Raw genomic sequence first — 25204 nt, 5'->3', positions numbered from 1 at the left:
AATTGGACACGAAAAATGAGGTTCTAGGGGGATTTCGACATGTTAGAGTTTGATACTACTCAAGATCAATTAGCGAATATAAAAGTTATCGGTGTCGGCGGTGGCGGAAACAATGCTGTAAACCGTATGATTGAACACGGTGTACAAGGTGTAGACTTTATCGCTGTGAACACTGATGCACAAGCATTAAATCTATCAAAAGCTGAAACAAAAATGCAAATTGGTGGAAAATTAACGCGTGGACTTGGTGCCGGCGCAAATCCTGAAGTAGGGAAAAAAGCTGCAGAAGAAAGTAAAGAACAGATCCAAGAAGCACTTCGTGGTGCGGATATGGTCTTCGTAACTGCTGGTATGGGCGGTGGAACTGGAACTGGTGCAGCTCCAGTTGTTGCTCAAGTTGCAAAAGAATTAGGTGCTTTAACAGTTGGTGTTGTAACACGTCCATTTACTTTTGAAGGACGTAAACGTGCAACGCAAGCAGCATCTGGTATTGCAGCATTTAAAGAAAATGTAGATACTCTTATTGTAATTCCAAACGATCGCTTATTAGAGATCGTTGATAAAAATACGCCAATGTTAGAAGCATTCCGTGAAGCTGATAACGTATTACGTCAAGGTGTTCAAGGTATTTCGGATTTAATTGCAACGCCAGGTTTAATTAACTTAGACTTTGCAGACGTAAAGACAATTATGTCTAATAGAGGTTCTGCTTTAATGGGTATTGGTTCTGGTAACGGGGAAAATCGTGCTGCAGAAGCTGCGAAAAAAGCGATTTCTAGTCCATTACTAGAAACATCTATTGATGGAGCTCAAGGTGTTATCATGAACATTACGGGTGGCGCTAACTTAAGCTTATATGAAGTACAAGAAGCGGCAGATATCGTAGCTTCAGCTTCAGATCCAGAAGTAAATATGATCTTCGGTTCTGTTATTAATGAAGGATTAAAAGATGATATCGTTGTAACTGTAATTGCAACTGGTTTTGATGATAGCATTGCAACTCAACCACCAAAACCAATTATTCGTCCGAATGCGAACCACACGCAACAACAGCAACAATCAGTAGCTCAACCTTCAAAACAACGTGAAGTAAAACGTGAAATGAAGCGTGAAGAGCCAGTTGTACATGAGCGTCATTCAGATTCAGATGATATCGATATTCCAGCATTTTTACGTAACCGTCGTAGACGATAAAAAAAAGGAGCTTTCATGCTCCTTTTTTGTTTTTTAAATGAAAAAGACCTGCTTAGCAGGTCTTTTTTTATTTCGTATATTTCAATATATTTTGTTGGTGAAAATAAGAGTATATCATTCTATGAATTTGTACTTTTATTTTTTACCGACAGATTATGTCTAGAAATCACAAAATAACAAAAAAACACCTCCGCAAATTGACACACTTTCCTATTGGATATGCATTATACTAGTCTCAACTTGAAAAAAGAGGTGAATTGTTTGGTTGTTTACGCCGACGTTGTTTGGTTGTTAAACGCCTGCATTGATTTTCTTTTGCTTTTATTAACAGCTACCGTGTTAAAAAAGAAAATCAAAAGATGGAGGCTTGTGTTAGGGGCATTTATAGGTTCAACTATTGTTATTTTTGCCTTTACTCCTTTTGCTTCTATGATGACACATCCAATTATGAAACTACTGTACTCGTTACTTATTGTGTATACAGCATTTGGGTTTACAACGTTTAGAAATTATGCACAAACTGTTTTTACTTTTTACTTTGTAACCTTTATGGTTGGCGGAGGATTAATTGGAACTCATTTCTTTTTGCAAACGAATGAAATGGTAAATGGATTGGTTCAATCTCAGTCAATTTCTTACGGCGATCCAATTAGTTGGTTATTTGTTATTTTTGGTTTTCCGGTAATTTATTATTTTTCTAAAAAGCGTATTGAAAGCGTAGAGGTCACGAAAATACACTATGACCAAATTGTGAAAGTAAAAATTCAATTGGCCGAAGAAGAACTAGAACTGGCAGGTCTTATTGACAGTGGGAACCAACTTTACGACCCATTAACAAAAACACCCGTTATGATTATGCATGTTTCATCATTAGAACATTGCTTACCATCTTGGTTAACAGAACAAATTTATTCCAAAACAGAAATTCCTCAAATACCAGAAAATGATTCTGGTTGGGCGACAAAATTACGTTTAATTCCTTTCCGTGCAGTAGGAGTAGAAAGTCAATTTTTGTGGGCAATTAAGCCTGACAGTGTGCAAGTTGATCATGAAGATAGTTCTATTGTTGTAAACAAAGTATTAATTGGATTAAATACACAACAACTGTCTACAAATGGGGAGTATCAATGTATTGTGCATCCAAAAATGTTGATTTCACAAAAAATGGTGATTGCTTAATAATGAGAGGCGGGATAATATGATGAAATTAAAATTTTATTTAGTATACCTTTGGTATAAAGTATTGCTGAAATTAGGAATTAAGACCGATGAAATTTATTATATTGGTGGAAGTGAAGCGTTGCCACCACCGTTAACGAAAGAAGAAGAGGAAGTTCTTTTGAATAAATTGCCAAAGGGAGATCAGGCAGCAAGGTCATTACTTATTGAACGTAACTTAAGGCTCGTTGTATATATAGCAAGAAAGTTTGAAAATACAGGGATAAATATTGAAGATTTGATTAGTATAGGAACAATCGGCCTTATTAAAGCGGTAAATACATTTAATCCAGAAAAGAAAATAAAATTAGCAACATATGCATCGCGTTGTATAGAAAATGAAATTTTAATGCATTTACGTCGAAATAACAAAAATCGTTCGGAAGTTTCTTTTGATGAACCGCTAAACATTGATTGGGATGGGAATGAACTGTTGTTGTCTGACGTGTTAGGTACAGATGATGATATTATTACAAAAGATTTAGAAGCTACTGTAGATCGTCACCTTTTAATGAAAGCATTACACCAATTAAATGATCGTGAAAAACAAATTATGGAACTTCGGTTTGGGCTTGCTGGAGGAGAGGAAAAGACGCAAAAAGATGTGGCGGATATGCTTGGGATTTCACAGTCATACATTTCGCGTTTAGAAAAAAGAATTATAAAAAGATTACGAAAAGAATTTAATAAAATGGTGTGAAGAATAAGACCAGCCGTTATGTAGGCTGGTCTTATTCTATTTAGTTGTATTAGGAAAGATAATTTAAATAAAAAATCGTGAAAAAACCACATGCATAAAATCCCCTTCAAAGGAAATACTTTACACTGTACAGCAACTCCCGATAGGAGGGAACACTTTGACGAGAAACAAAGTAGAAATTTGCGGTGTTGATACAGCTAAACTTCCAGTATTAAAAAATGAAGAGATGCGGAAATTATTTCGTGAAATGCAAAGTGGAGAGATAAGCGCAAGAGAAAAATTAGTGAATGGAAACTTACGTCTTGTACTGAGCGTCATCCAAAGATTTAATAACAGAGGAGAATATGTTGACGATTTATTTCAAGTTGGTTGCATCGGACTTATGAAATCAATTGATAATTTTGATTTAGGCCAAAATGTAAAATTTTCAACGTATGCTGTGCCGATGATTATTGGGGAAATACGCAGATATTTGCGTGATAATAATCCGATTCGCGTATCGCGCTCATTGCGAGATATTGCGTATAAAGCTTTGCAAGTAAGAGAAAAGTTGATTGCAGAAAATTCAAAAGAACCAACAGCAATGGATATTGCAAAAGTGCTAGAAGTAACTCATGAAGAGATAGTATTTGCTTTAGATGCGATTCAAGACCCAGTTTCATTATTTGAACCTATTTATAATGATGGAGGAGATCCTATCTTTGTTATGGATCAGTTAAGTGATGAAAAACAAAAGGACGAGCAGTGGGTTGAAGAACTAGCATTGAAAGAAGGAATGAAGCGTTTAAATGATCGAGAGAAAATGATTATTAGAAAACGTTTCTTCCAAGGAAAGACACAGATGGAAGTTGCAGAAGAAATTGGGATTTCCCAAGCTCAAGTATCACGTTTAGAGAAGTCAGCCATTAAACAAATGAATAAGACGATTCAAGGATAAGGTCTCACCAATTATGGTGAGACTTTTTTATATGTAATATGGTTTACGCTCATAGTAGGGGATTAGTGTTCATATAATGAAACTAGCATGGTGTTTCGTATAGGTGACTTCCTGTAAATATGAGAAACAGCTTCCAATTCGTCATATAAGGGAGAGGATAAAAATGGTGATACGAATTTCAGAGTTACAGATGAAGGATGTTATAAATATTTCAGATGGAAAAAGGATTGGGAATATTGGAGATATTGAAATTGATATGAACACAGGGAAAGTTTGTTCTGTTATTATTTCCAAACAGACACGTATGCTAGGTATTTTTGGAAAAGATGTTGAGATTGTAATTCCTTGGAAGGAAATTGTGAAAATTGGGGAAGATGTCATACTTGTAAGAGTAAATCCTGTTAATACTGTAACAGAATCAATACAAACACCGACAATTTCATAAAGAATATTACAAATTCCTCTTTTTTTCTGTTAGGATTATGAAAAAATAAAAGTATGGTAAAATAGACAGGAAGTACCATACTTTTTTCTGTTATTTTAATTAAAAGGAGCCGCTTTATGAGAGAACCATTTAAATATGTGGACGGTATACTGTATTTACAAGCATGGAAAGAACTTGGAAACATTACTGCTGGATTTACGACAAAAGATGGTGGGATAAGTACGGGCTCCTTTCATGCGATGAATTTAGGATTACATGTGAATGATATCGTGGAGAACGTTCATGAAAACAGACGCATTTTAGCAAATAAGTTACAAAAACCATTAGAAAACTGGATTTGCTCTGAACAAGTTCATGATCATCATGTTGAAAAAGTAGGGCAACAGGAAAAGGGAAGTGGCGTCTATTCATATGAGGACGGTATTTCAAAAACAGATGGCATTTATACGAGTAATGAAGATGTTCTGTTAACGTCTTGTTACGCGGATTGTGTTCCGCTCTATTTTTATGCACCATCACATGGTATGATAGGACTTGCGCATGCTGGATGGAAAGGCACTGTACAAGAGATTGCAAAGGAAATGATTCAAAAGTGGAATGCAGAAGGTATTTCAAGTGATGAAATTCATGTTGCAATTGGGCCGTCGATCGGATCTTGTTGTTATGTTGTGGATGATCGTGTATTAACAGCAGCACAGAAAGTAATTAACGGTGCTGTTCCTCATCAAAAAATTTCTGACGGGCAGTACGCAATTAATTTAAAAGAAATTAATCGTATATTATGCGTACAAGCAGGCATAAAAGAAGAGCATATTGTAATGTCATCTCTTTGTACAAGCTGTGAAGAGCAACTATTTTTCTCTCATCGTCGTGATCAAGGTAAGACAGGAAGAATGTTGAGTTTCATAGGTTTTAAGGAGGAAGGAAGCAAGTGACAGTACAAGAAAATTTAGTAATTGTAAACGAAGCTATTAAAGAATCTTGCGCTCGAGCTGGACGTTCGTTGCAAGATATTAAACTTGTTGCAGTGACAAAAACTGTAGGGATTGAAAAAACAAACGAAGTAATTGAAACTGGAATTATCGATTTAGGTGAAAATAGAAATGAAGGTTTCTTACAGAAATATGAGCATTTCGGTTCAAAAGTTAATTGGCATTTTATTGGCTCATTACAAACGAGAAAAGTAAAAGAAATCATTAATGAAATTGATTATTTACATTCGTTAGATCGTCTTTCCCTGGCGAAAGAAATTCAGAAACGTGCTGATAAGAAAGTGAAATGCTTTATTCAAGTGAAAACCTCATCTGAAGAATCGAAGCAAGGATTGGCAATAGAAGAGGTTGTTTCTTTTATTCAAAGTTTGCAAGAATTCGATAAAATTGAAGTGGTTGGACTAATGACGATGGCTCCATTTACAGAAGAAGAGGAAGAAATCAGACGCTGTTTTAAGGAATTACGTATGCTACAAACAGAGGTGCAGGAGCTAGAGTTATTACATGCGCCATGTAAAGAATTATCAATGGGAATGTCCAACGATTACACGATTGCAATTGAAGAAGGGGCTACATATATTCGTTTGGGAACGATTTTAGTAGGAAAAGCGTAAAAGGAAGGAGAATCTTATTATGAGTTGGTCAAAAGTAAAATACTTCTTTTTTGATACACCGGAAGAAAAAGAAGCAGCTCAATATGGTTATGAAAAGGAGCAAACAGACATGAAAAAGCAGCAAGATCCACCAGAACAACAAGATGTTACGTTTCCGAAAGCGCAACCGAAGCAAAATGTTGTAAGTATTGAAACAGCAAAACAATCTTCAAAAGTTGTTTTATTAGAACCACGCACATATTCGGAAGCACAAGGGATTGCGGACCACTTAAAAGGTAGACGAGCTGTTGTAATTAATTTGCAGAGAATGTCTACTGATCAAGCGGTACGTATCGTTGACTTTTTAAGTGGTACTGTATACGCTATAGGCGGGGATATTCAAAAAATAGGACCGAAAACATTTATGTGTACACCTGAAAATGTTGATATTGTTGGTGCAATTTCAGAGTTATTCGGTGAAGAAGAAGAAACAAATATAAAGAGGTGGTAATACGCCATGACAACAGTTTTAATGGTGTTAAGTTCTGCTATCGAGATTTACTCGTGGGCACTGATTATTTACATTCTCCTATCATGGTTTCCTGGTGCAAAGGAATCATCTTTTGGAGAGTTCTTGGCGCGAATTTGTGAACCGTATTTAGAACCATTCCGCAGATTTATTCCGCCGCTGGGTATGATTGATATTTCTCCACTCGTTGCGATTTTTGCGTTAAAACTTGCTAAAAGTGGTTTGTTCAGTTTGTTCAGCTATTTCTTATAGTAAGAGGTTAAATACATGAGCATTTATGAACATTTTAGGCCTGATGAAGAGGTCTTTGTAGATAAAGTGCTAGAGTGGAAGCGAACGGCGGAGTACCATCAAGTGAAATTAACAGATTTCCTTGATCCAAGACAGCAACAAATTGTTTCTATGGTAATTGGACAAGGAGATGTTGCTGTGCAATTTGGTGGTGCAACGCCTAATGCAGAGCGTAAAAGAGCACTCATTTATCCAGACTATCTAGAATTAAATGAAGAAGAATTTCAAGTAGAAGTATTAGAAATTGACTATCCTTCCAAGTTTTATACGCTAGAACATAGGCAAATATTAGGTACATTTATGTCTCTTGGTTTAACGAGAGAAAAATGTGGTGATATTTTGCTGCAAGAAAATCGTGCCCAAATTGTAGTTGCGAAAGAAATCGTATCGTACATTGAGATGAACTTACAAGCAATAGGAAAAGTAAAAGTCTCCTTATCAGCAGTACAAGGAGAACAAATTCTACAGATACATGAAATGTGGGGGGAGAAATCTGGAACGGTTTCTTCACTTCGTTTAGATGTTATGTTAGCTGAAATGTTACATTTATCTAGACAGAAAGTGCAACCTTTCATTAAAAATGGTTTAGTAAAAGTTAATTGGAAAATAGTGGAACAAACTGCTTATGAATGTTATCCAGGAGACGTTTTTTCTGTTAGAGGATATGGACGAAGTAAATTATTTTCTGTAGAAGGTAGAACAAAACGCGACAAATGGAGAATTTTGTATGGTATACTAAAATGATTGGTTTTTTAGAAGGAAATCCTCCTATTTTGTCGAAGAAAAGATATAATTGAAAGAGGAAATTTAGATAACTACTTGGAGGTGGCGTTGTGCCGTTAACACCATTAGATATTCATAACAAAGAATTTGGTCGCGGATTCCGTGGCTATGATGAAGATCAAGTAAATGAGTTTCTTGATCAAATTATCAAAGATTATGAATTGGTCATTCGTGAGAAAAAAGCTTTAGAAGAAAAAGTTGCGCAGTTAGAAGGGAAGTTAGATCATTTCTCTAATATTGAAGATACGTTAAACAAATCTATCGTTGTTGCGCAAGAAGCAGCGGAAGAAGTAAAACGTAATGCGCAAAAAGAAGCGAAATTAATTGTGCGTGAAGCTGAAAAGAATGCTGATCGTATTATTAACGAAGCATTAGTAAAATCAAGAAAAGTTGCTTTTGATATTGAAGAGCTAAAGAAACAAGCGAAAGTATTCCGAACTCGTTTCCGTATGTTATTAGAAACACAGCTTGAAATGTTAAACAACGATGATTGGGATAAACTAATTGAGTTAGAAGACGAAGTAGATGAACTGTTGAAAAAAGAAGAAACAGTGTAAGCTTGACGTTTTTCTCATTATTACATATAATTTTAAACAACATATTTATTAAGAAAAACGAAGATAGGGATAAGTACCTTTTCAAACCTTATATAGCGAACTGAGGACGGTGTAAGCTCAGGATAAGGAGATAGTGGGAATATCACCCTGGAGTTCCGCGCTGAACAAATAGAGTAAGCGTAGGCGTGTATTCGCGTTAAGAATATAAGAGGATTCTATACATATGTATATGATCTACTAGGGTGGTACCGCGGGAGACTTTCTCGTCCCTTTTTGGGATGAGAAAGTCTCTTTTTTATTCCGTTTTTTAAGTATTTCTTTTATACATGTAAGGAGGAATTGAGCATGGAGTACAAAAATACATTACTGATGCCGAAAACAGAGTTCCCAATGCGTGGGAACTTACCAAAACGTGAGCCTGCAATGCAAGAAAAATGGGCTGAAATGAATATTTACGAAAAAGTACAAGAACATACAAAAGGTCGTCCTTTATTTGTATTGCATGATGGGCCTCCATATGCGAATGGTGACATTCATATGGGACATGCATTAAATAAAGTATTAAAAGACTTTATTGTTCGTTATAAATCAATGACTGGTTTTAGTGCGCCATATGTTCCAGGATGGGATACGCACGGTTTACCAATTGAACAAGCTTTAACAAATAAAGGTGTAAAGCGTAAAGAAATGACAGTTGCTGAGTTCCGTAAGTTATGTGCAGAGTATGCATATGAACAAGTAGAACGTCAACGTGAACAATTTAAGCGTCTAGGTGTACGTGCAGATTGGGATAATCCATATATTACTTTAGAGCCCGCTTATGAAGCACAACAAATTAAAGTGTTTGGTGACATGGCGAAAAAAGGTTATATCTATAAAGGTCAAAAACCAGTTTACTGGTCTCCAACGAGTGAATCTGCTTTAGCAGAAGCTGAAATTGAATATCAAGATAAAAAATCAGCATCTATTTACGTAGCATTCCCTGTAAAAGATGGAAAGAACGTATTAGAAGGTGATGAAAAGTACATCATTTGGACAACAACACCTTGGACATTACCTGCAAACTTAGGTATTTCTGTTCACCCAGAGCTTGAATATAGCATTGTAAAAGTAAATGATGAGAAATATATCATTGCTTCTGAGCTGTTTGAGACAGTTGCAAAAACGTTAGAGTGGGAAAATGCTGAAGTTGTGAAAACAGTAAAAGGTAGCGAACTGGAGTACACAGTTGCAAAACATCCATTCTACGATCGTGATTCATTAGTAATGCTAGGAGATCACGTAACAACAGATGCAGGTACAGGTTGTGTTCATACAGCACCAGGACACGGGGAAGATGACTTCGTTGTTGGTAAAAAGTATGGATTAGAAGTACTTTGCCCAGTTGATGATAAAGGTGTATTAACAAATGAAGCACCTGGATTTGAAGGCTTATTCTATGATAAAGCTAACAAGCCAATTACAGAAAAATTAGAAGAAGTAGGCGCGTTACTGAAACTAACATTCATTACGCATTCATACCCACATGATTGGAGAACGAAAAAACCAATTATTTTCCGTGCGACAGCACAGTGGTTTGCATCTATTGAAGCATTCCGTAAAGAATTAATAGAAGCTGTAGCGGAAACAAAATGGGTACCAGCATGGGGAGAAACTCGTCTTCATAATATGGTTCGTGACCGTGGTGACTGGTGTATTTCTCGTCAGCGTGCATGGGGTGTGCCAATTCCGGTATTCTATGCTGAGAATGGTGATCCAATTATTACGGATGAAACAATTAACCATGTAGCAGATTTATTCCGTGAACACGGTTCTAACGTATGGTTTGAGCGTGAAGCGAAAGATCTATTACCAGAAGGATTTACACATCCAGGTAGCCAAAATGGCGAATTCCGTAAAGAAACAGACATCATGGATGTATGGTTCGATTCAGGTTCTTCTCACCAAGCTGTATTAGAAGAGCGCGAAGATTTACAGCGTCCAGCTGATTTATATTTAGAAGGATCTGATCAGTATCGTGGTTGGTTTAACTCTTCATTATCAACAGCAGTTGCTGTAACAGGTAAAGCTCCATATAAAGGCGTACTAAGCCACGGTTTCGTACTAGATGGTGAAGGACGTAAAATGAGTAAGTCGATTGGAAACATCGTCGTACCGAAGAAAATCATGGATCAATTAGGTGGAGACATTTTACGCTTATGGGTATCTTCTGTTGACTATCAATCTGACGTACGTATTTCAGATGATATTTTAAAACAAGTAGCAGAAGTGTATCGTAAAATCCGTAACACATTCCGTTTCTTATTAGGAAACTTAGACGACTTTAAGCCAAGTGAAAATGCAGTAGCTGTAGCTGAGCTTCGTGAAGTAGATCGTTACATGTTAGTGAAATTAAATGACTTAATTACAAAAGTTAAAGAAGCATATGAGACATACGATTTCGCTGCTGTGTATCATGCAATTCATAACTTCTGTACAATTGATTTAAGTTCATTCTACTTAGATTTTGCAAAAGATATTTTATACATTGAAGGTGCAAACCACGAAGATCGTCGTGCAATTCAAACTGTATTATATGAAGTTCTTGTTGCGTTAACGAAACTTGTAACACCAATCTTACCGCATACAGCTGATGAAGTATGGCCATACATTCCAGGCGTAACAGAAGAAAGTGTACAATTAACTGATATGCCAGAAGCTGTACAATTAGATGACGCGGAAGCATTAAAAACAAAATGGGATGCATTTATGACATTACGTGATGACGTGTTAAAAGCACTAGAAGTAGCTCGTAATGAAAAAGTAATCGGTAAGTCATTAAATGCGAGCATTACGCTATATCCAACTGCAGAAATGAAAGCTATGTTAGAGTCTATTAGCGAAGACTTAAAGCAATTATTCATCGTTTCTGAGTATAAACTTGGTGGTATGATGGAAGAAGCGCCAGCAGATGCACCGAAGTATGAACATACAGCGGTTATTGTTGCTCAAGCAACTGGTGAAACATGTGAACGTTGTTGGGTAGTTTCAGAAACAATTGGTAAAGATGCTGAACATGAAACATTATGTGAGCGTTGTGCAACAGTTGTGAAAGAAAACTATGTAAAATAATAAAAAAACTGACTGCTATTTATGCAGTCAGTTTTTTTATTTTGATGATATATCAAAATAACTTTCAGGCTCTTTCCTGTGAAGGAAAAATGTGTGTGAGGTAAGCAAATAAATTTCGGACACACTAACTGTACATTACAGCTAGGAGGAATGTACACGTGAATGAAATCTACATGGAAATAAAAGAAGAATTGCAATTGATGAGAAAAGAGTTGCAAGAGAGACTAGCTAAAGAAGTAATGCACAAATATGATGTCGAGTTCAGCCAAGAGCTTGGATATGAAATTAAGGAAGAGATAAAGAAAAAATTGCTATTACATGATATAAAAGAGGATTTAAAGGATGTAGAACGCGCATTATTTAAAATGGAAATAGACATGTACGGTATTTGTGAAGAGACGGGGAGATTAATTTCGACAAAGCAAATGAAAACAATGCCGACTGCCCGAACAATTCATGAATTTTTCTATGAAAAGGTAAATGTATGAATACGCACAACGATATTATATTACCTTTTTTTAATTTATTTTATTCTTCTATAAAGGTTCATTGTGAAAAGGTAGCAGCTATGCTAAAATTTTGAGGTACACTGTCTTTGTGGGGGAAATGAAAATGATATATTATGTAATAGCGTTATTTGTCATTGCTATCGATCAAATATCGAAGTGGTTAATTGTAAAGAACATGGAATTGGGTACGAGTATTCCGATTATCGACAATGTATTATACATAACATCACATCGAAATAGAGGCGCTGCCTGGGGTATTTTAGAAAATAAAATGTGGTTCTTCTACATTATTACAGTTGTTTTTGTAGTGTTTATCGTATTTTATATGAAAAAGTATGCGAAAACAGACAAGCTTCTAGGTATTTCGTTAGGCCTAATTTTAGGCGGGGCAATTGGTAACTTTATTGATCGTGTATTTAGACAAGAAGTAGTGGATTTCATTCACGTGTATATTTTCTCGTACAACTATCCAGTATTCAATATAGCTGATTCAGCATTATGTATTGGTGTTGTATTAATTATTATTCAAACATTATTAGAAGGCAAGAAAGCGAAGGAGTAATTGAATGAGTGAAGTAGTACAAGTAACAGTTGTAGAAGAGCAAAAAAATGAGCGAATTGATAAATTCGTTGCAGGAATAAATAACGAATGGTCACGTTCACAAGTACAGCAATGGATTAAAGATGATGTTGTGACAGTAAACGGGAAAGCAGTAAAAGTGAATTATAAAGTAAAAGAAGAAGATGAAATTACAGTAACGATTCCTGAGCCGGAAGCGTTAGATATTCAACCAGAAGATATGAATTTAGAAATTTATTATGAAGATGCAGATGTGCTTGTTGTAAATAAACCACGTGGTATGGTTGTACATCCAGCGCCAGGGCATACAAGTGGTACGCTTGTAAACGGCCTTATGCACCATTGTACAGATTTATCAGGTATCAACGGTGTAATGCGTCCAGGTATCGTGCATCGTATTGATAAAGATACATCTGGATTATTAATGGTTGCTAAGAATGATATGGCGCATGAATCACTTGTAAATCAACTTGTAGCAAAAACAGTAACAAGACGTTACAAAGCAATTGTGCACGGTGTTATTCCGCATGATAAGGGGACTATCGATGCACCAATTGGTCGTGATAAGAAAGAGCGTCAAAGTATGACAGTTGATGAAAATGGTAAAAACGCTGTTACTCACTTCCAAGTGTTAGAACGCTTTAAAGACTTTACACTTGTAGAATGTCGCTTAGAAACGGGACGTACGCACCAAATTCGTGTTCATATGAAATATATTGGCTATCCACTTGCGGGAGATCCGAAGTATGGTCCGAAGAAAACGTTAGATATGAATGGACAAGCACTTCATGCAGGCATTTTAGGCTTTGATCATCCTCGTACTGGTGAATATATTCAGTTTGAGGCACCGATTCCAGAAGTATTTGAAGAAGCATTAAATATTTTACGGAAATAGTATTGACAAATCATAAGAAAACTGAGATACTGATAACAGTTAAATAATGATCCTTTAACACAGCCCCGTGAGGTTGAGAAGGTAACGGTTTGAAATACTTAGGGTATGCTGTACCCTTTTTTCAAAAGTCCTCTCGCACACGCTGAGAGGACTTTTTTTATACCATTACTCTCACGCAAGAAAAAAAGCTTGGAGGTGTAGAGCATGCAAGAGAAAGCTGTCGTTTTAGATGACCAAATGATTCGCCGCGCTTTAACACGAATTAGTCATGAAATCGTGGAACGAAATAAAGGTGTCGATAATTGTGTTCTTGTCGGAATTAAAACTCGTGGAATTTTTATTGCACAACGTTTGGCAGAACGAATTGGTCAAATTGAAGGAAAAGAAATGGAAGTTGGAGAGTTAGACATTACGTTATATCGTGATGATTTAACACTGCAATCCAAAAATAAAGAACCACTTGTAAAAGGTTCTGATATCCCTGTAGATATTACGAAGAAAAAAGTTATCCTTGTGGATGACGTGTTATATACAGGAAGAACAGTTCGAGCAGCAATGGATGCTCTTATGGATTTAGGTAGACCATCTCAAATCCAACTGGCGGTTCTTGTTGATAGAGGTCATCGTGAACTACCAATTCGCGCTGATTATGTAGGAAAGAACATTCCAACATCAAGTGAAGAGCGTATCGAAGTTGATTTGCAAGAGACAGATCAACAAGATCGAGTAAGCATATACGATAAGTAAAGCCCTTTTAAATGTAGTCCTGTGAGGCTGCCAAAGGGTCTTGGCTTTCATATGTCAAATTTGGCATACGAAAGTGTAGGACTCTTTGTGCACAGGCACAAAGAGTTTTTTTATTGCAAAGATTTAAACTGAAGGAGGATGTAACAATGGAACAAAAGCCAGTGTTAGACGTTAATGAAGTACCGAAACCGGGAAAATGGTTATTTTTGAGTATACAACATTTGTTCGCGATGTTTGGATCAACAGTGCTTGTTCCGTTTTTAACAGGATTGAATCCATCAGTAGCATTAATATCAAGTGGATTAGGAACGTTAGCGTTTCTTCTTATAACGAAAGGTCAAGTACCTGCCTATCTAGGATCATCATTCGCCTTTATCGCACCGATTATAACAGCGAAAACGGCAGGTGGACCGGGAGCAGCAATGCTTGGTGGTTTGCTAGCAGGGCTTGTGTACATCTTAATCTCACTCGGAATTAAGAAATCAGGATCAGAGTGGATTATGAAATTACTTCCGCCAATCGTAGTTGGGCCGGTAGTAATGGTAATCGGTTTAGCGTTAGCACATACAGCAGTTAACATGGCGATGAACGGTGCGGATGGCAAATATAGCTTTATACACTTTTCAGTAGCATTAGTAACATTAGCAATTACAATTATATGCTCGATATTCGGAAGAGGGTTCTTCAGTATAATACCAGTTTTACTCGGTATTATCGGGGGGTACATCTTCGCATACTTCCAAGGATTAGTCGATTTAAAACCAGTAGCTGAGGCGAAATGGTTTGTTGTACCAGACTTCACAGTACCATTTGTAACATATACTCCGGAGTTTTCATGGAAGATAGTACTCTTGATGGTACCAGTTGCACTAGTAACAATTTCAGAGCATATCGGACATCAAATTGTACTTGGAAATGTTATTAAAAGAGATTTAATTGAAAAACCAGGTTTACATCGCTCAATCTTCGGTGATGGAATAGCAACATTGATTGCATCACTAATAGGTGGACCACCGAATACAACGTATGGTGAAAACATCGGTGTGCTAGCAATTACGAGAGCATACAGTGTATACTTATTCATCGGTTCAGCAGTATTCGCAATCATGTTCGGATTTATCGGTAAGATTTCTGCGCTGATTCATTCGATCCCAACACCAGTTATGGGTGGGGTATCAATCTTACTATTCGGTGTAATTGCATCAAGCGGATTACGCATGATGGTAGATGATAAAACAGATTTAAGTGACAAACGAAACTTAATGATTGCATCAGTAATACTAGTAATCGGTATTGGTGGAGCGGTACTTCACGTAGGAGAATCGTTCCAAGTAGAAGGAATGGCACTAGCAGCAATTGTAGGTGTACTGTTAAATCTACTACTACCGGAAACGAAACAAATAAAACAACCTAAGCAGATTGCTTCATAATAATAACCTTTTAATTCAGTCCTGTGAGACAGAAAAGGGTGGCTTCTTCCTTGCACCCTAGTCTTACATGATTAGGGTATTTTTATACAAACGTTGTTATAAAAATACAAAAGTGGTAACATAAAAATCAGAAAGATGAGGGATGACGATGAGCCATTTGTTAACGATGAGTGAATTATCGGAAGTAGAAATTTCAGAAATCCTAAAAGATGCAGAAGATTTTGCGAATGGAAAAGAGAGCAAAACGACAGAGCAAACTTTTGTTGCAAACTTGTTCTTTGAGAATAGTACGAGAACGAGATTTAGCTTTGAAGTTGCTGAGAAGAGATTAGGACTAGATGTTTTAAACTTTTCAGCTGATGCATCTAGCGTACAAAAAGGAGAAACTTTATACGATACGATAAGAACACTAGAATCAATCGGAACAAAAGCAGTGGTCATCCGCCATGAGCAAGATCGCTACTTCGATGAACTAAAAGATCAGGTGAATATCCCGATCTTAAACGCTGGAGATGGATGTGGAAACCACCCAACGCAGTGCCTACTCGACCTTCTTACAATTAAACAAGAGTTTGGAAGATTTGAAGGTTTGAAGATTGCAATAGTAGGAGATGTTCGTCATAGCCGAGTAGCACGTTCTAATGCAGAAGCATTAACGAAGTTGGGTGCAACAATTTACTTTGCCAGTCCAGAAGAGTGGAAAGATGAAGACAACACATTTGGAACATACAAACCATTAGATGAACTTGTTCCAGAAGTGGATGTAATGATGTTACTCCGTGTACAACATGAGCGTCATGATCATTATGAAACAGACATTATGAAAGAATATCATGAGAAACACGGATTAACAGTAGAAAGAGAAAAGCGTATGAAAGAAGGAAGCATTATTATGCATCCAGCTCCTGTAAACCGTGATGTTGAAATTGCAAGTGAACTTGTTGAGTGTGAGCGTTCACGCATATTTAAACAAATGGAAAATGGGGTTTACGTAAGAATGGCTGTACTAAAACGCGCCTTACCAAATGTATTAGGAGGAATGAAACATGAATTATTTGTTTAAAAATGGTCGTTATATGAATGAAGAAGGAAAAATCGTAGCAACAGATCTTCTCGTACAAGACGGTAAAATCGCTAAGGTAGCAGAAAATATTACGGCAGATAATGCTGAAGTAATCGAAGTGAACGGAAATTTAATCGCACCTGGATTAGTAGATGTACACGTACATCTTCGTGAACCAGGTGGTGAACATAAAGAAACAATTGAAACAGGTACACTAGCAGCGGCAAAAGGTGGATTCACTACAATTTGCTCAATGCCAAATACACGCCCAGTACCAGATTGCAGAGAACATATGGAAGACCTGCAAAAACGTATTAAAGAAAAAGCGCATGTTAACGTACTACCATACGGAGCAATTACAGTACGTCAAGCTGGTTCTGAAATGACAGATTTCGAAACATTAAAAGAACTTGGAGCATTTGCTTTCACAGATGACGGCGTAGGCGTACAAGATGCTAGCATGATGTTAGCGGCTATGAAACGTGCAGCGAAATTAAATATGGCAGTAGTTGCGCACTGTGAAGAGAATACGCTTATTAATAAAGGTTGTGTACATGAAGGGAAGTTTTCTGAGAAACACGGATTAAACGGTATCCCATCAGTATGTGAATCTGTACATATTGCAAGGGATATACTGCTTGCTGAAGCAGCAGATTGTCACTATCACGTATGTCACGTAAGTACAAAAGGTTCTGTACGTGTAATCCGTGATGCGAAACGCGCTGGAATTAAAGTAACAGCAGAAGTAACACCACATCACCTAGTGTTATGTGAAGATGATATCCCATCAGTTGATCCTAACTTTAAAATGAACCCACCGCTTCGTGGAAAAGAAGACCATGCAGCATTAATTGAAGGTTTATTAGATGGAACGATCGATATGATTGCAACTGACCATGCACCGCATACAGCGGAAGAGAAAGCACAAGGAATTGAAAGAGCACCGTTCGGAATTACTGGTTTTGAAACAGCATTCCCGCTTCTATACACAAACCTTGTGAAAAAGGGAGTTATTACGCTAGAACAGTTAATTCAATTCTTAACAGAAAAGCCAGCTGATACATTCGGCTTAGAAGCTGGTCGCCTAAAAGAAGGTAGAACAGCTGATATTACAATCATTGATTTAGAACAAGAAGAAGAGATTGACCCAACAACATTCTTATCAAAAGGAAAAAATACACCATTTGCAGGTTGGAAATGCCAAGGATGGCCGGTAATGACAATCGTTGGTGGTAAGATCGCATGGCAAAAGGAGAGTGCATTAGTATGAAAAGACAACTTATCTTAGAAGATGGAACGGTATTAATTGGAAAAGGTTTCGGAGGCGAAATTGAAAAGTCAGGTGAGGTTGTATTTACAACAGGAATGACTGGATATCAAGAAACATTATCTGATCCATCATATTGCGGTCAAATCGTAACATTCACGTACCCATTAATCGGAAACTACGGCATTAACCGTGACGATTTTGAATCGATTCACCCATCTGTAAATGGCTTAATCGTAAACGAAATTTGTGATCACCCATCAAACTTCCGTAATGAAATTTCGTTAAATGATTACTTAAAAGAAAGAAACATCCCAGGCTTAGCAGGAGTTGATACGAGAAAATTAACGAGAAAAATTCGTCAATACGGTACATTACGTGGACGTCTATGTAACATGGATGCAGATGTAGAATACATCGTGAGCCAATTAAAAGCGACAGTATTTACAGATCACGTGAAACGCGTATCAACGAAAGATCCATACCCAAGCCCAGGCCGTGGACACCGAGTTGTACTTGTAGACTTCGGGATGAAACATGGTATTTTAAGAGAATTAAATAAACGTGATTGTGATGTAATTGTAGTACCTTACAATACAACAGCAGAAGAGATTTTACGCCTTAGCCCAGATGGAATTATGTTAAGTAATGGACCTGGAGACCCGAAAGATGTACCAGAAGCAATTGAAATGTTAAAAGACATTATCGGTAAAGTTCCTTTATTCGGAATTTGCCTAGGACATCAATTGTTCGCTCTAGCATCTGGTGCGAATACAAGTAAGTTAAAATTCGGTCACCGTGGTTTAAATCATCCAGTAAAACATCTTGCAACTGGAAAAGTAGCAATTACATCTCAAAACCATGGATACGCAGTAGAAGAAGAATCAGTTAAAAATACAGAACTTGAAATTACACATGTCGCTTTAAATGATGGAACAGTAGAAGGTCTTCGTCATACGAAGTTCCCAGCATTTACAGTACAATATCATCCAGAAGCTTCAGCAGGACCAGAAGATGCAAATGATTTATTCGAAGATTTCTTAGCGATGATTGAAAACTTCAAGAAAGAAGGGGAAGAGTTATGCCAAAACGCCTAGACATTAACACAATTTTAGTAATCGGATCAGGACCAATTGTAATTGGGCAAGCAGCAGAGTTTGACTACTCTGGTACACAAGCTTGTCAATCTCTTAGAGAAGAAGGTTACAAAGTAATCCTTGTTAACTCTAACCCAGCAACAATTATGACAGATACTGCAACAGCAGATAAAGTATATATAGAACCATTAACACTAGAATTCGTAAGCCGTATCATTCGTAAAGAACGTCCAGATGCGATCTTACCAACATTAGGTGGTCAAACAGGTTTAAACATGGCTGTTGAACTTGCGAAATCAGGCATACTTGAAGAGTGTGGAGTTGAAATTTTAGGAACGAAATTATCAGCAATTGAGCAAGCGGAGGATCGTGATTTATTCCGTACATTAATGCAGGAATTAAATGAACCAATTCCATCTAGTACCATCATTCATACGCTAGAAGAAGCACATGAATTTGTAAAAGAAATTGGATATCCAGTTATTGTTCGCCCAGCATTTACAATGGGGGGAACAGGTGGCGGAATCTGTAGTAATGAAGAAGAACTAATTGAAATCGTATCAGGTGGATTAAAACATAGTCCAGTAACACAATGTTTATTAGAAAAGAGCATTGCTGGTTGTAAGGAAATTGAATATGAAGTAATGCGTGATTCAAATGATAACGCGATTGTAGTATGTAATATGGAAAATATCGATCCAGTTGGAGTTCACACAGGTGATTCTATCGTAGTAGCACCGAGCCAAACATTAAGTGACCGTGAATATCAAATGTTACGAAACACTTCATTACGAATTATTCGTGCATTAGGAATTGAAGGTGGATGTAACGTTCAGCTTGCACTTGATCCACATAGCTTCCAATACTATGTAATCGAAGTAAACCCGCGTGTAAGTCGTTCATCTGCACTAGCATCTAAAGCAACTGGATATCCAATTGCGAAGCTAGCGGCAAAAATTGCAGTCGGTCTAACATTAGATGAAATTATAAATCCAGTAACACAAAAAACATACGCTTGTTTCGAACCAGCATTAGACTATGTTGTTTCAAAAATTCCGCGCTGGCCATTTGATAAGTTTGAATCAGCAAACAGAACACTGGGTACACAAATGAAGGCAACTGGTGAAGTTATGTCAATCGGACGTAACTTAGAGCAATCATTATTAAAAGCGGTTCGTTCTTTAGAACTTGGCGTTTATCACTTAGAGTTAGAGCATTTAAAAGAAATTGATAAAGAAACAATGAAAAAACGCATTATAAAAGCTGATGATGAGCGACTGTTTATTGTAGCAGAAGCAATTCGTCAAGGTGTAACGAAAGAAGAAATCAACGAATGGTGTGAAATGGACTTCTTCTTCTTACAAAAAGTTGAAAACATCGTAAATATGGAACGTGAAGTAAAAGCGAATGTAGGAAATATGGAAGTACTACAAACTGCGAAAGAAATGGGCTTCAGCGATCACTACGTTGCAGCAGCTTGGAATAAAACAGAGCGTGAAATTTACGATATACGTAAAGAAAGCAATATAACTCCTGTTTATAAAATGGTAGATACTTGTGCGGCAGAGTTTGAATCTGCAACACCATACTACTACAGCACATATGGTGACGAGAATGAATCGGTTAGAACAGATCGTAAGAGTGTGGTTGTACTAGGATCTGGTCCAATCCGTATCGGTCAAGGTGTTGAGTTTGACTACGCAACAGTTCACTCTGTATGGGCAATTAAAGAAGCTGGATATGAGGCAATCATTGTTAATAACAATCCAGAAACAGTTTCAACAGACTTCAGTATTTCTGACAAATTATACTTTGAACCATTAACAATTGAAGATGTAATGCACATTATCGATTTAGAAAAGCCAGAAGGTGTTATCGTTCAGTTCGGTGGACAAACGGCAATTAACTTAGCGGCGAAATTAGAAGAACACGGTGTGAAAATTTTAGGAACATCACTTGAAGATTTAGACCGCGCAGAAGATCGTGATAAGTTTGAAGCAGCTCTAACACAGCTTGGTATCCCGCAACCAGTTGGTAAAACAGCAACAACTGTAGAACAAGCAGTAGCAATCGCTGAAGAAATTGGTTATCCAGTATTAGTAAGACCGTCTTACGTACTAGGTGGACGTGCGATGGAAATCGTATATCGTCAAGAAGAATTACTGCACTACATGAAAAATGCAGTTAAAGTTCATGCAGAGCATCCGGTATTAATTGACCGTTACATGGTTGGTAAAGAAATTGAAGTAGATGCAATTTCAGACGGTGAGAATGTATTCATTCCAGGTATTATGGAACATATTGAACGCGCTGGAGTTCACTCTGGTGACTCAATTGGAGTATACCCACCACAAAGCTTATCTGAAAAACTAAAAGAACAAATCATTGAACATACAATTGCACTTGGAAAAGGTTTAAACATTGTTGGATTACTAAATATCCAGTTTGTAGTATTCAAAGATCAAGTGTACGTAATTGAAGTAAACCCACGTGCGAGTCGTACAGTACCGTTCTTAAGTAAAATTACGGGCGTACCGATGGCGAATGTTGCAACGAAAGTTATTTTAGGTCAAGACTTAGTAGAGCAAGGATACGGAACTGGTTATCACCCAGAAGAGAAAGAAGTATATGTAAAAGCACCGGTATTCTCGTTTGCGAAACTACGCTCAGTTGATACAACATTAGGACCTGAAATGAAGTCAACAGGGGAAGTAATGGGTAAAGACTTAACGCTTGAAAAAGCATTATACAAAGGATTAGTTGCTTCTGGAATTAACATCCCAACGCACGGATCAGTAATCATCACAGTAGCCGATAAAGATAAAGAAGAGGCAATGGAAATTGCAAAACGTTTCCACGAAATCGGTTATAACTTATTAGCAACAGCTGGAACAGCACAATCGTTAGCAGAGCAAAATATTCCAGTGCAAGTGGTAAACAAAATTGATTCTGAAGACTATAACTTACTTGATATTATCCGTCAAGGAAAAGCACAGTTTGTAATCAATACATTAACAAAAGGCAAACAACCAGCGCGTGATGGTTTCCGCATTCGCCGTGAATCAGTAGAAAATGGTGTGGCTTGCTTAACATCACTTGATACAACAAGAGCAATCTTACGAGTATTAGAATCTATGACATTCTCAGCTCATTCAATGAAAGAAATTACGCAAACAAAGCGTCACGAGGTGGTACATGCATGATGCAAAAGCAAAATATGATCGTCGTTAACCAAAAAGAAATCGCAAAAAACATTTACGAATTAGTGCTTCAAGGAACGTTAGTACAGCAAATGAACGAACCAGGGCAGTTTGTACACATTAAGGTAGCAGAGGGCATTGCGCCCCTTCTGCGCCGCCCAATTAGTATTTGTAATGTAGATCAAGAGAAGAACGAATTTACAATGCTATATCGTGCCGAAGGACAAGGGACAAAAACATTAGCAACTAGAAAACAAGGTGAAATGGTAGATGTACTAGGACCATTAGGACACGGTTTTCCTGTAGAAGAAGCAGAAGCTGGTCAAACAGCTTTACTAGTAGGCGGGGGAATTGGTGTACCACCACTTTATGAATTATCACAGCGCCTCGTTGCAAAGGGTGTACGTGTGATTCACATCTTAGGTTTTCAAACGAAAGATGTTGTTTTCTATGAAGAAAAATTTGCAGAACTTGGTGATACGTACGTTGCGACAGTAGACGGTACACACGGTACAAAAGGATTTGTCACAGATGTAATTGATAATTACGGAATCGACTTTGACATTCTTTATTCATGTGGCCCGTTAGCGATGCTTCGTGCATTAGAAGGACGTTACAAAAAGAAAAAAGCCTATATTTCATTAGAAGAGCGTATGGGTTGTGGTATTGGAGCTTGTTTCGCATGTGTATGCCACTTACAAGAAGATCCAAGTGGACATTCTTACAAGAAGGTGTGTAGCGACGGACCAGTATTTCCAATCGGGGAGGTTGTACTATGAACAGATTGCAAGTTGAGTTACCAGGATTATCATTAAAAAATCCGATTATACCGGCATCTGGATGCTTTGGGTTTGGTCGTGAATATGCACAGTTTTACGATTTAAGTGTACTAGGATCAATCATGATTAAAGCGACGACAGAACAACCACGTTATGGAAATCCAACGCCTCGTGTTGCTGAAACACCAGGCGGCATGTTAAATGCAATCGGACTTCAAAACCCGGGATTAGACAAAGTAATGAATTCGGAATTACCATGGTTAGAACAATTTGACCTTCCAATTATTGCGAACGTTGCAGGCTCACAGGCTGAGGATTACGTAGCGGTTGCGAAGGAAATTTCTAAAGCGCCTAATGTCCATGCACTAGAATTAAATATTTCTTGTCCAAACGTAAAAACAGGTGGTATCGCCTTTGGTACAAATCCTGAAATTGCTGCTGATTTAACGAAGCGAGTAAAAGAGGTTTCTGAAGTACCTGTATACGTGAAATTGTCACCTAACGTGGCAAACATTGTGGAAATTGCAAAAGCGATTGAAAATGCAGGTGCAGATGGTTTAACGATGATTAATACATTGCTTGGTATGCGTCTAGATTTAAAAACAGCTAAACCAATTTTAGCAAACCGTACAGGCGGATTATCAGGTCCTGCGATTAAGCCAGTAGCAATTCGTATGGTACATGAAGTAAGTCAAGCGGTTAACATTCCAATTATCGGAATGGGCGGTATTGAAACAGCGGAAGATGTAATTGAATTCTTCTACGCTGGCGCAAGCGCAGTTGCAGTAGGTACAGCGAACTTTATCGATCCGTTCGTATGTCCGACAATTATTGAAGAGTTACCAGCATTACTAGATGAATTAGGATTTGATCATATTTCGGAATGTCAAGGAAGGAGCTGGAAGCAAACATGTCACAGTCGTTAATCGTTGCACTAGATTTTCCAGGGAAACAAGAAGTAGAACAATTCTTACACCACTTTGAAGGGGAAGAGTTATTTGTCAAAGTAGGTATGGAGTTATTTTACAAAGAAGGCCCTGCAATTATTACGTACTTAAAAGAAAAAGGACATAAGATTTTCCTAGATTTAAAACTTCATGATATTCCGAATACAGTAAAAAGCGCTATGCGTAGCCTAGCTAGTCTAGATGTTGATATGGTAAATGTTCATGCTGCTGGGGGAAGTAGCATGATGAAAGCTGCGATTGAGGGATTAGAGGAAGGTAAGCAAGAAGGAAAAGAGAGACCGATTTGTATTGCAGTTACACAACTAACAAGCACTTCGGAAGCTATGATGAAAAAAGAGATTGGCATTGAGAAAACGTTAGAAGAAGCGGTTGCTCATTATGCAAAATTAACGAAAGACAGTGGACTTGATGGCATTGTTTGTTCAACACTTGAAGTTCCAAAATTACGTGAAGTATGCGGAAATGAATTTGTAACAGTAACACCGGGCATTCGTCTTGCAAGTGATGATGTTAATGACCAAGTGCGCGTAGCAACACCGAAACGTGCGAGGGAACTTGGCTCAAGCTACATCGTAGTTGGACGCAGTATTACGAAAGCAGAAAATCCGCTTGAAGCGTATAAAACAGTAAAACAACAGTGGGAAGGTGTAACAGTATGAAAAAAGAAATCGCATCGCATTTATTAGAAATTGGAGCAGTATTTTTACAACCGAATGATCCATTCACTTGGTCTTCAGGTATGAAATCACCAATTTATTGTGATAACCGTTTAACCTTATCTTATCCAAAAGTACGTCAAGCGATTGCAGCTGGATTAGAAGAGTTAATTAAAGAGCACTTCCCAACTGTAGAAGTTATTGCAGGAACAGCAACTGCTGGTATTGCGCACGCTGCATGGGTAAGCGATCGTATGGATTTACCAATGTGCTACGTACGTAGTAAAGCAAAAGGCCACGGTAAAGGAAACCAAATTGAAGGAAAAGCTGAAAAAGGTCAAAAAGTAGTAGTAGTAGAAGACTTAATTTCAACTGGTGGTAGTGCAATTACGTGTGTAGAAGCACTTCGCGAAGCTGGTTGTGAAGTATTGGGGATCGTATCAATCTTCACATATGAGCTTGAAGCAGGAAAAACAAAACTAGAAGCAGCTAATGTAGCATCATACTCTTTAAGCGACTACAGTGCATTAACTGAAGTAGCAGCAGAAAAAGGTATGATCGGACAAGCTGAAACGAAAAAATTACAAGAGTGGCGTAAAAATCCAGCTAACGAAGCTTGGATCACAGCGTAACATGAAAAAAAACGACCGCGGGGGAACGCGG

25 protein-coding genes and 1 other annotated feature are annotated in these 25204 nt (G+C 37.5%); all 25 genes read left to right on the top strand.

All coding sequences use genetic code 11. The features are described from left to right. Positions 1-39: 39 nt before the first annotated feature. Positions 40-1194, top strand: coding sequence for a cell division protein FtsZ (gene ftsZ, locus JFU02_RS10830; protein WP_000888985.1), 1155 nt, complete (start codon positions 40-42; stop codon positions 1192-1194). Positions 1195-1455: 261 nt separating this feature from the next. After that, positions 1456-2373 carry a sigma-E processing peptidase SpoIIGA gene (spoIIGA, locus tag JFU02_RS10825; RefSeq protein ID WP_141526891.1) on the top strand — a complete coding sequence of 306 codons (918 nt, stop codon included), beginning with the start codon at positions 1456-1458 and terminating at the stop codon, positions 2371-2373. A 19-nt stretch (positions 2374-2392) separates the two neighbouring features. Next, entirely contained in the window at positions 2393-3112 is a 720-nt protein-coding gene (gene sigE / locus JFU02_RS10820) for an RNA polymerase sporulation sigma factor SigE (RefSeq protein ID WP_000976948.1), read from the top strand. 157 nt (positions 3113-3269) lie between these two features. Then, positions 3270-4049, top strand: coding sequence for an RNA polymerase sporulation sigma factor SigG (sigG, locus tag JFU02_RS10815; RefSeq protein ID WP_000197755.1), 780 nt, complete (start codon positions 3270-3272; stop codon positions 4047-4049). Positions 4050-4212: 163 nt separating this feature from the next. Continuing rightward, positions 4213-4494 carry a YlmC/YmxH family sporulation protein gene (locus JFU02_RS10810; RefSeq protein WP_000236748.1) on the top strand — a complete coding sequence of 94 codons (282 nt, stop codon included), beginning with the start codon at positions 4213-4215 and terminating at the stop codon, positions 4492-4494. A gap of 116 nt (positions 4495-4610) precedes the next feature. Continuing rightward, entirely contained in the window at positions 4611-5429 is an 819-nt protein-coding gene (pgeF, locus tag JFU02_RS10805; protein WP_001209012.1) for a peptidoglycan editing factor PgeF, read from the top strand. Continuing rightward, entirely contained in the window at positions 5426-6100 is a 675-nt protein-coding gene (locus JFU02_RS10800) for a YggS family pyridoxal phosphate-dependent enzyme (RefSeq protein WP_000218008.1), read from the top strand. The genes pgeF and JFU02_RS10800 overlap by 4 nt, the downstream gene beginning before the upstream one ends. A gap of 19 nt (positions 6101-6119) precedes the next feature. Continuing rightward, positions 6120-6590, top strand: coding sequence for a cell division protein SepF (locus JFU02_RS10795; protein WP_000119129.1), 471 nt, complete (start codon positions 6120-6122; stop codon positions 6588-6590). Positions 6591-6596: 6 nt separating this feature from the next. Beyond that, on the top strand, positions 6597-6860 hold the full coding sequence (locus JFU02_RS10790; protein WP_000214324.1) for a YggT family protein: 264 nt from the start codon (positions 6597-6599) through the stop codon (positions 6858-6860). A gap of 15 nt (positions 6861-6875) precedes the next feature. Continuing rightward, on the top strand, positions 6876-7643 hold the full coding sequence (locus tag JFU02_RS10785) for a YlmH family RNA-binding protein (RefSeq protein ID WP_061666360.1): 768 nt from the start codon (positions 6876-6878) through the stop codon (positions 7641-7643). 89 nt (positions 7644-7732) lie between these two features. Next, complete coding sequence (gene divIVA / locus JFU02_RS10780) at positions 7733-8239, top strand: septum site-determining protein DivIVA (protein ID WP_001131611.1); 507 nt, start codon at positions 7733-7735, stop codon at positions 8237-8239. A 51-nt stretch (positions 8240-8290) separates the two neighbouring features. Beyond that, positions 8291-8513: a binding site (T-box leader), on the top strand. 71 nt (positions 8514-8584) lie between these two features. Then, complete coding sequence (gene ileS2, locus JFU02_RS10775; RefSeq protein ID WP_086407624.1) at positions 8585-11350, top strand: isoleucine--tRNA ligase; 2766 nt, start codon at positions 8585-8587, stop codon at positions 11348-11350. A gap of 158 nt (positions 11351-11508) precedes the next feature. Continuing rightward, entirely contained in the window at positions 11509-11838 is a 330-nt protein-coding gene (locus JFU02_RS10770) for a TraR/DksA C4-type zinc finger protein (RefSeq protein ID WP_001002956.1), read from the top strand. A gap of 124 nt (positions 11839-11962) precedes the next feature. Beyond that, positions 11963-12421 carry a lipoprotein signal peptidase LspA gene (lspA, locus tag JFU02_RS10765; RefSeq protein ID WP_000642180.1) on the top strand — a complete coding sequence of 153 codons (459 nt, stop codon included), beginning with the start codon at positions 11963-11965 and terminating at the stop codon, positions 12419-12421. A 4-nt stretch (positions 12422-12425) separates the two neighbouring features. Next, the gene (locus JFU02_RS10760) at positions 12426-13334 is read left to right on the top strand and encodes an RluA family pseudouridine synthase (RefSeq protein WP_061666362.1); all 909 of its coding nucleotides are present in this window, start codon (positions 12426-12428) and stop codon (positions 13332-13334) included. 204 nt (positions 13335-13538) lie between these two features. Next, positions 13539-14081, top strand: coding sequence for a bifunctional pyrimidine operon transcriptional regulator/uracil phosphoribosyltransferase (pyrR, locus tag JFU02_RS10755; RefSeq protein ID WP_001156491.1), 543 nt, complete (start codon positions 13539-13541; stop codon positions 14079-14081). Positions 14082-14227: 146 nt separating this feature from the next. Next, positions 14228-15511: a uracil permease gene (gene uraA / locus JFU02_RS10750; RefSeq protein ID WP_000435924.1), complete on the top strand. Its 1284-nt coding sequence runs from the start codon at positions 14228-14230 to the stop codon at positions 15509-15511. A gap of 148 nt (positions 15512-15659) precedes the next feature. Next, positions 15660-16574: an aspartate carbamoyltransferase gene (pyrB, locus tag JFU02_RS10745; RefSeq protein ID WP_000018849.1), complete on the top strand. Its 915-nt coding sequence runs from the start codon at positions 15660-15662 to the stop codon at positions 16572-16574. After that, positions 16558-17844, top strand: coding sequence for a dihydroorotase (gene pyrC / locus JFU02_RS10740; RefSeq protein ID WP_001108388.1), 1287 nt, complete (start codon positions 16558-16560; stop codon positions 17842-17844). The genes pyrB and pyrC overlap by 17 nt, the downstream gene beginning before the upstream one ends. Further along, on the top strand, positions 17841-18938 hold the full coding sequence (locus tag JFU02_RS10735) for a carbamoyl phosphate synthase small subunit (RefSeq protein WP_000828674.1): 1098 nt from the start codon (positions 17841-17843) through the stop codon (positions 18936-18938). The genes pyrC and JFU02_RS10735 overlap by 4 nt, the downstream gene beginning before the upstream one ends. Continuing rightward, a complete protein-coding gene (gene carB, locus JFU02_RS10730) occupies positions 18923-22141 on the top strand; it encodes a carbamoyl-phosphate synthase large subunit (protein ID WP_061666364.1) in 3219 nt (1072 codons plus the stop codon). The genes JFU02_RS10735 and carB overlap by 16 nt, the downstream gene beginning before the upstream one ends. Then, positions 22138-22917, top strand: coding sequence for a dihydroorotate oxidase B electron transfer subunit (gene pyrK / locus JFU02_RS10725; RefSeq protein WP_000983360.1), 780 nt, complete (start codon positions 22138-22140; stop codon positions 22915-22917). The genes carB and pyrK overlap by 4 nt, the downstream gene beginning before the upstream one ends. Beyond that, a complete protein-coding gene (pyrD, locus tag JFU02_RS10720; RefSeq protein WP_001081049.1) occupies positions 22914-23843 on the top strand; it encodes a dihydroorotate oxidase B catalytic subunit in 930 nt (309 codons plus the stop codon). Before pyrK ends, pyrD begins: the two co-directional genes overlap by 4 nt. Further along, on the top strand, positions 23828-24544 hold the full coding sequence (pyrF, locus tag JFU02_RS10715; protein WP_098323872.1) for an orotidine-5'-phosphate decarboxylase: 717 nt from the start codon (positions 23828-23830) through the stop codon (positions 24542-24544). The genes pyrD and pyrF overlap by 16 nt, the downstream gene beginning before the upstream one ends. Beyond that, positions 24541-25173, top strand: coding sequence for an orotate phosphoribosyltransferase (gene pyrE / locus JFU02_RS10710; protein WP_000711453.1), 633 nt, complete (start codon positions 24541-24543; stop codon positions 25171-25173). Before pyrF ends, pyrE begins: the two co-directional genes overlap by 4 nt. Positions 25174-25204 lie beyond the last annotated feature (31 nt).

It is taken from the genome of Bacillus sp. TH13 (assembly GCF_016651175.1).
In the GTDB taxonomy this organism is placed as follows: Bacteria; Bacillota; Bacilli; order Bacillales; family Bacillaceae_G; genus Bacillus_A; species Bacillus_A thuringiensis_S.
The sequence above is the reverse complement of the archived record's forward strand: the minus strand, read 5'-3'. Positions and strand labels throughout refer to the sequence as shown.

Bases quoted from the DNA above. Each gene is read 5' to 3' on its own strand.
- ftsZ (WP_000888985.1), top strand. From the start codon at position 40: ATGTTAGAGTTTGATACTACTCAAGATCAATTAGCGAATATAAAAGTT.
- sigE (WP_000976948.1), top strand. From the start codon at position 2,393: ATGATGAAATTAAAATTTTATTTAGTATACCTTTGGTATAAAGTATTG.
- JFU02_RS10810 (WP_000236748.1), top strand. From the start codon at position 4,213: ATGGTGATACGAATTTCAGAGTTACAGATGAAGGATGTTATAAATATT.
- pgeF (WP_001209012.1), top strand. From the start codon at position 4,611: ATGAGAGAACCATTTAAATATGTGGACGGTATACTGTATTTACAAGCA.
- JFU02_RS10795 (WP_000119129.1), top strand. From the start codon at position 6,120: ATGAGTTGGTCAAAAGTAAAATACTTCTTTTTTGATACACCGGAAGAA.
- JFU02_RS10790 (WP_000214324.1), top strand. From the start codon at position 6,597: ATGACAACAGTTTTAATGGTGTTAAGTTCTGCTATCGAGATTTACTCG.
- JFU02_RS10785 (WP_061666360.1), top strand. From the start codon at position 6,876: ATGAGCATTTATGAACATTTTAGGCCTGATGAAGAGGTCTTTGTAGAT.
- ileS2 (WP_086407624.1), top strand. From the start codon at position 8,585: ATGGAGTACAAAAATACATTACTGATGCCGAAAACAGAGTTCCCAATG.
- lspA (WP_000642180.1), top strand. From the start codon at position 11,963: ATGATATATTATGTAATAGCGTTATTTGTCATTGCTATCGATCAAATA.
- JFU02_RS10760 (WP_061666362.1), top strand. From the start codon at position 12,426: ATGAGTGAAGTAGTACAAGTAACAGTTGTAGAAGAGCAAAAAAATGAG.
- pyrR (WP_001156491.1), top strand. From the start codon at position 13,539: ATGCAAGAGAAAGCTGTCGTTTTAGATGACCAAATGATTCGCCGCGCT.
- uraA (WP_000435924.1), top strand. From the start codon at position 14,228: ATGGAACAAAAGCCAGTGTTAGACGTTAATGAAGTACCGAAACCGGGA.
- pyrB (WP_000018849.1), top strand. From the start codon at position 15,660: ATGAGCCATTTGTTAACGATGAGTGAATTATCGGAAGTAGAAATTTCA.
- pyrC (WP_001108388.1), top strand. From the start codon at position 16,558: ATGAATTATTTGTTTAAAAATGGTCGTTATATGAATGAAGAAGGAAAA.
- JFU02_RS10735 (WP_000828674.1), top strand. From the start codon at position 17,841: ATGAAAAGACAACTTATCTTAGAAGATGGAACGGTATTAATTGGAAAA.
- carB (WP_061666364.1), top strand. From the start codon at position 18,923: ATGCCAAAACGCCTAGACATTAACACAATTTTAGTAATCGGATCAGGA.
- pyrK (WP_000983360.1), top strand. From the start codon at position 22,138: ATGATGCAAAAGCAAAATATGATCGTCGTTAACCAAAAAGAAATCGCA.
- pyrD (WP_001081049.1), top strand. From the start codon at position 22,914: ATGAACAGATTGCAAGTTGAGTTACCAGGATTATCATTAAAAAATCCG.
- pyrF (WP_098323872.1), top strand. From the start codon at position 23,828: ATGTCACAGTCGTTAATCGTTGCACTAGATTTTCCAGGGAAACAAGAA.
- pyrE (WP_000711453.1), top strand. From the start codon at position 24,541: ATGAAAAAAGAAATCGCATCGCATTTATTAGAAATTGGAGCAGTATTT.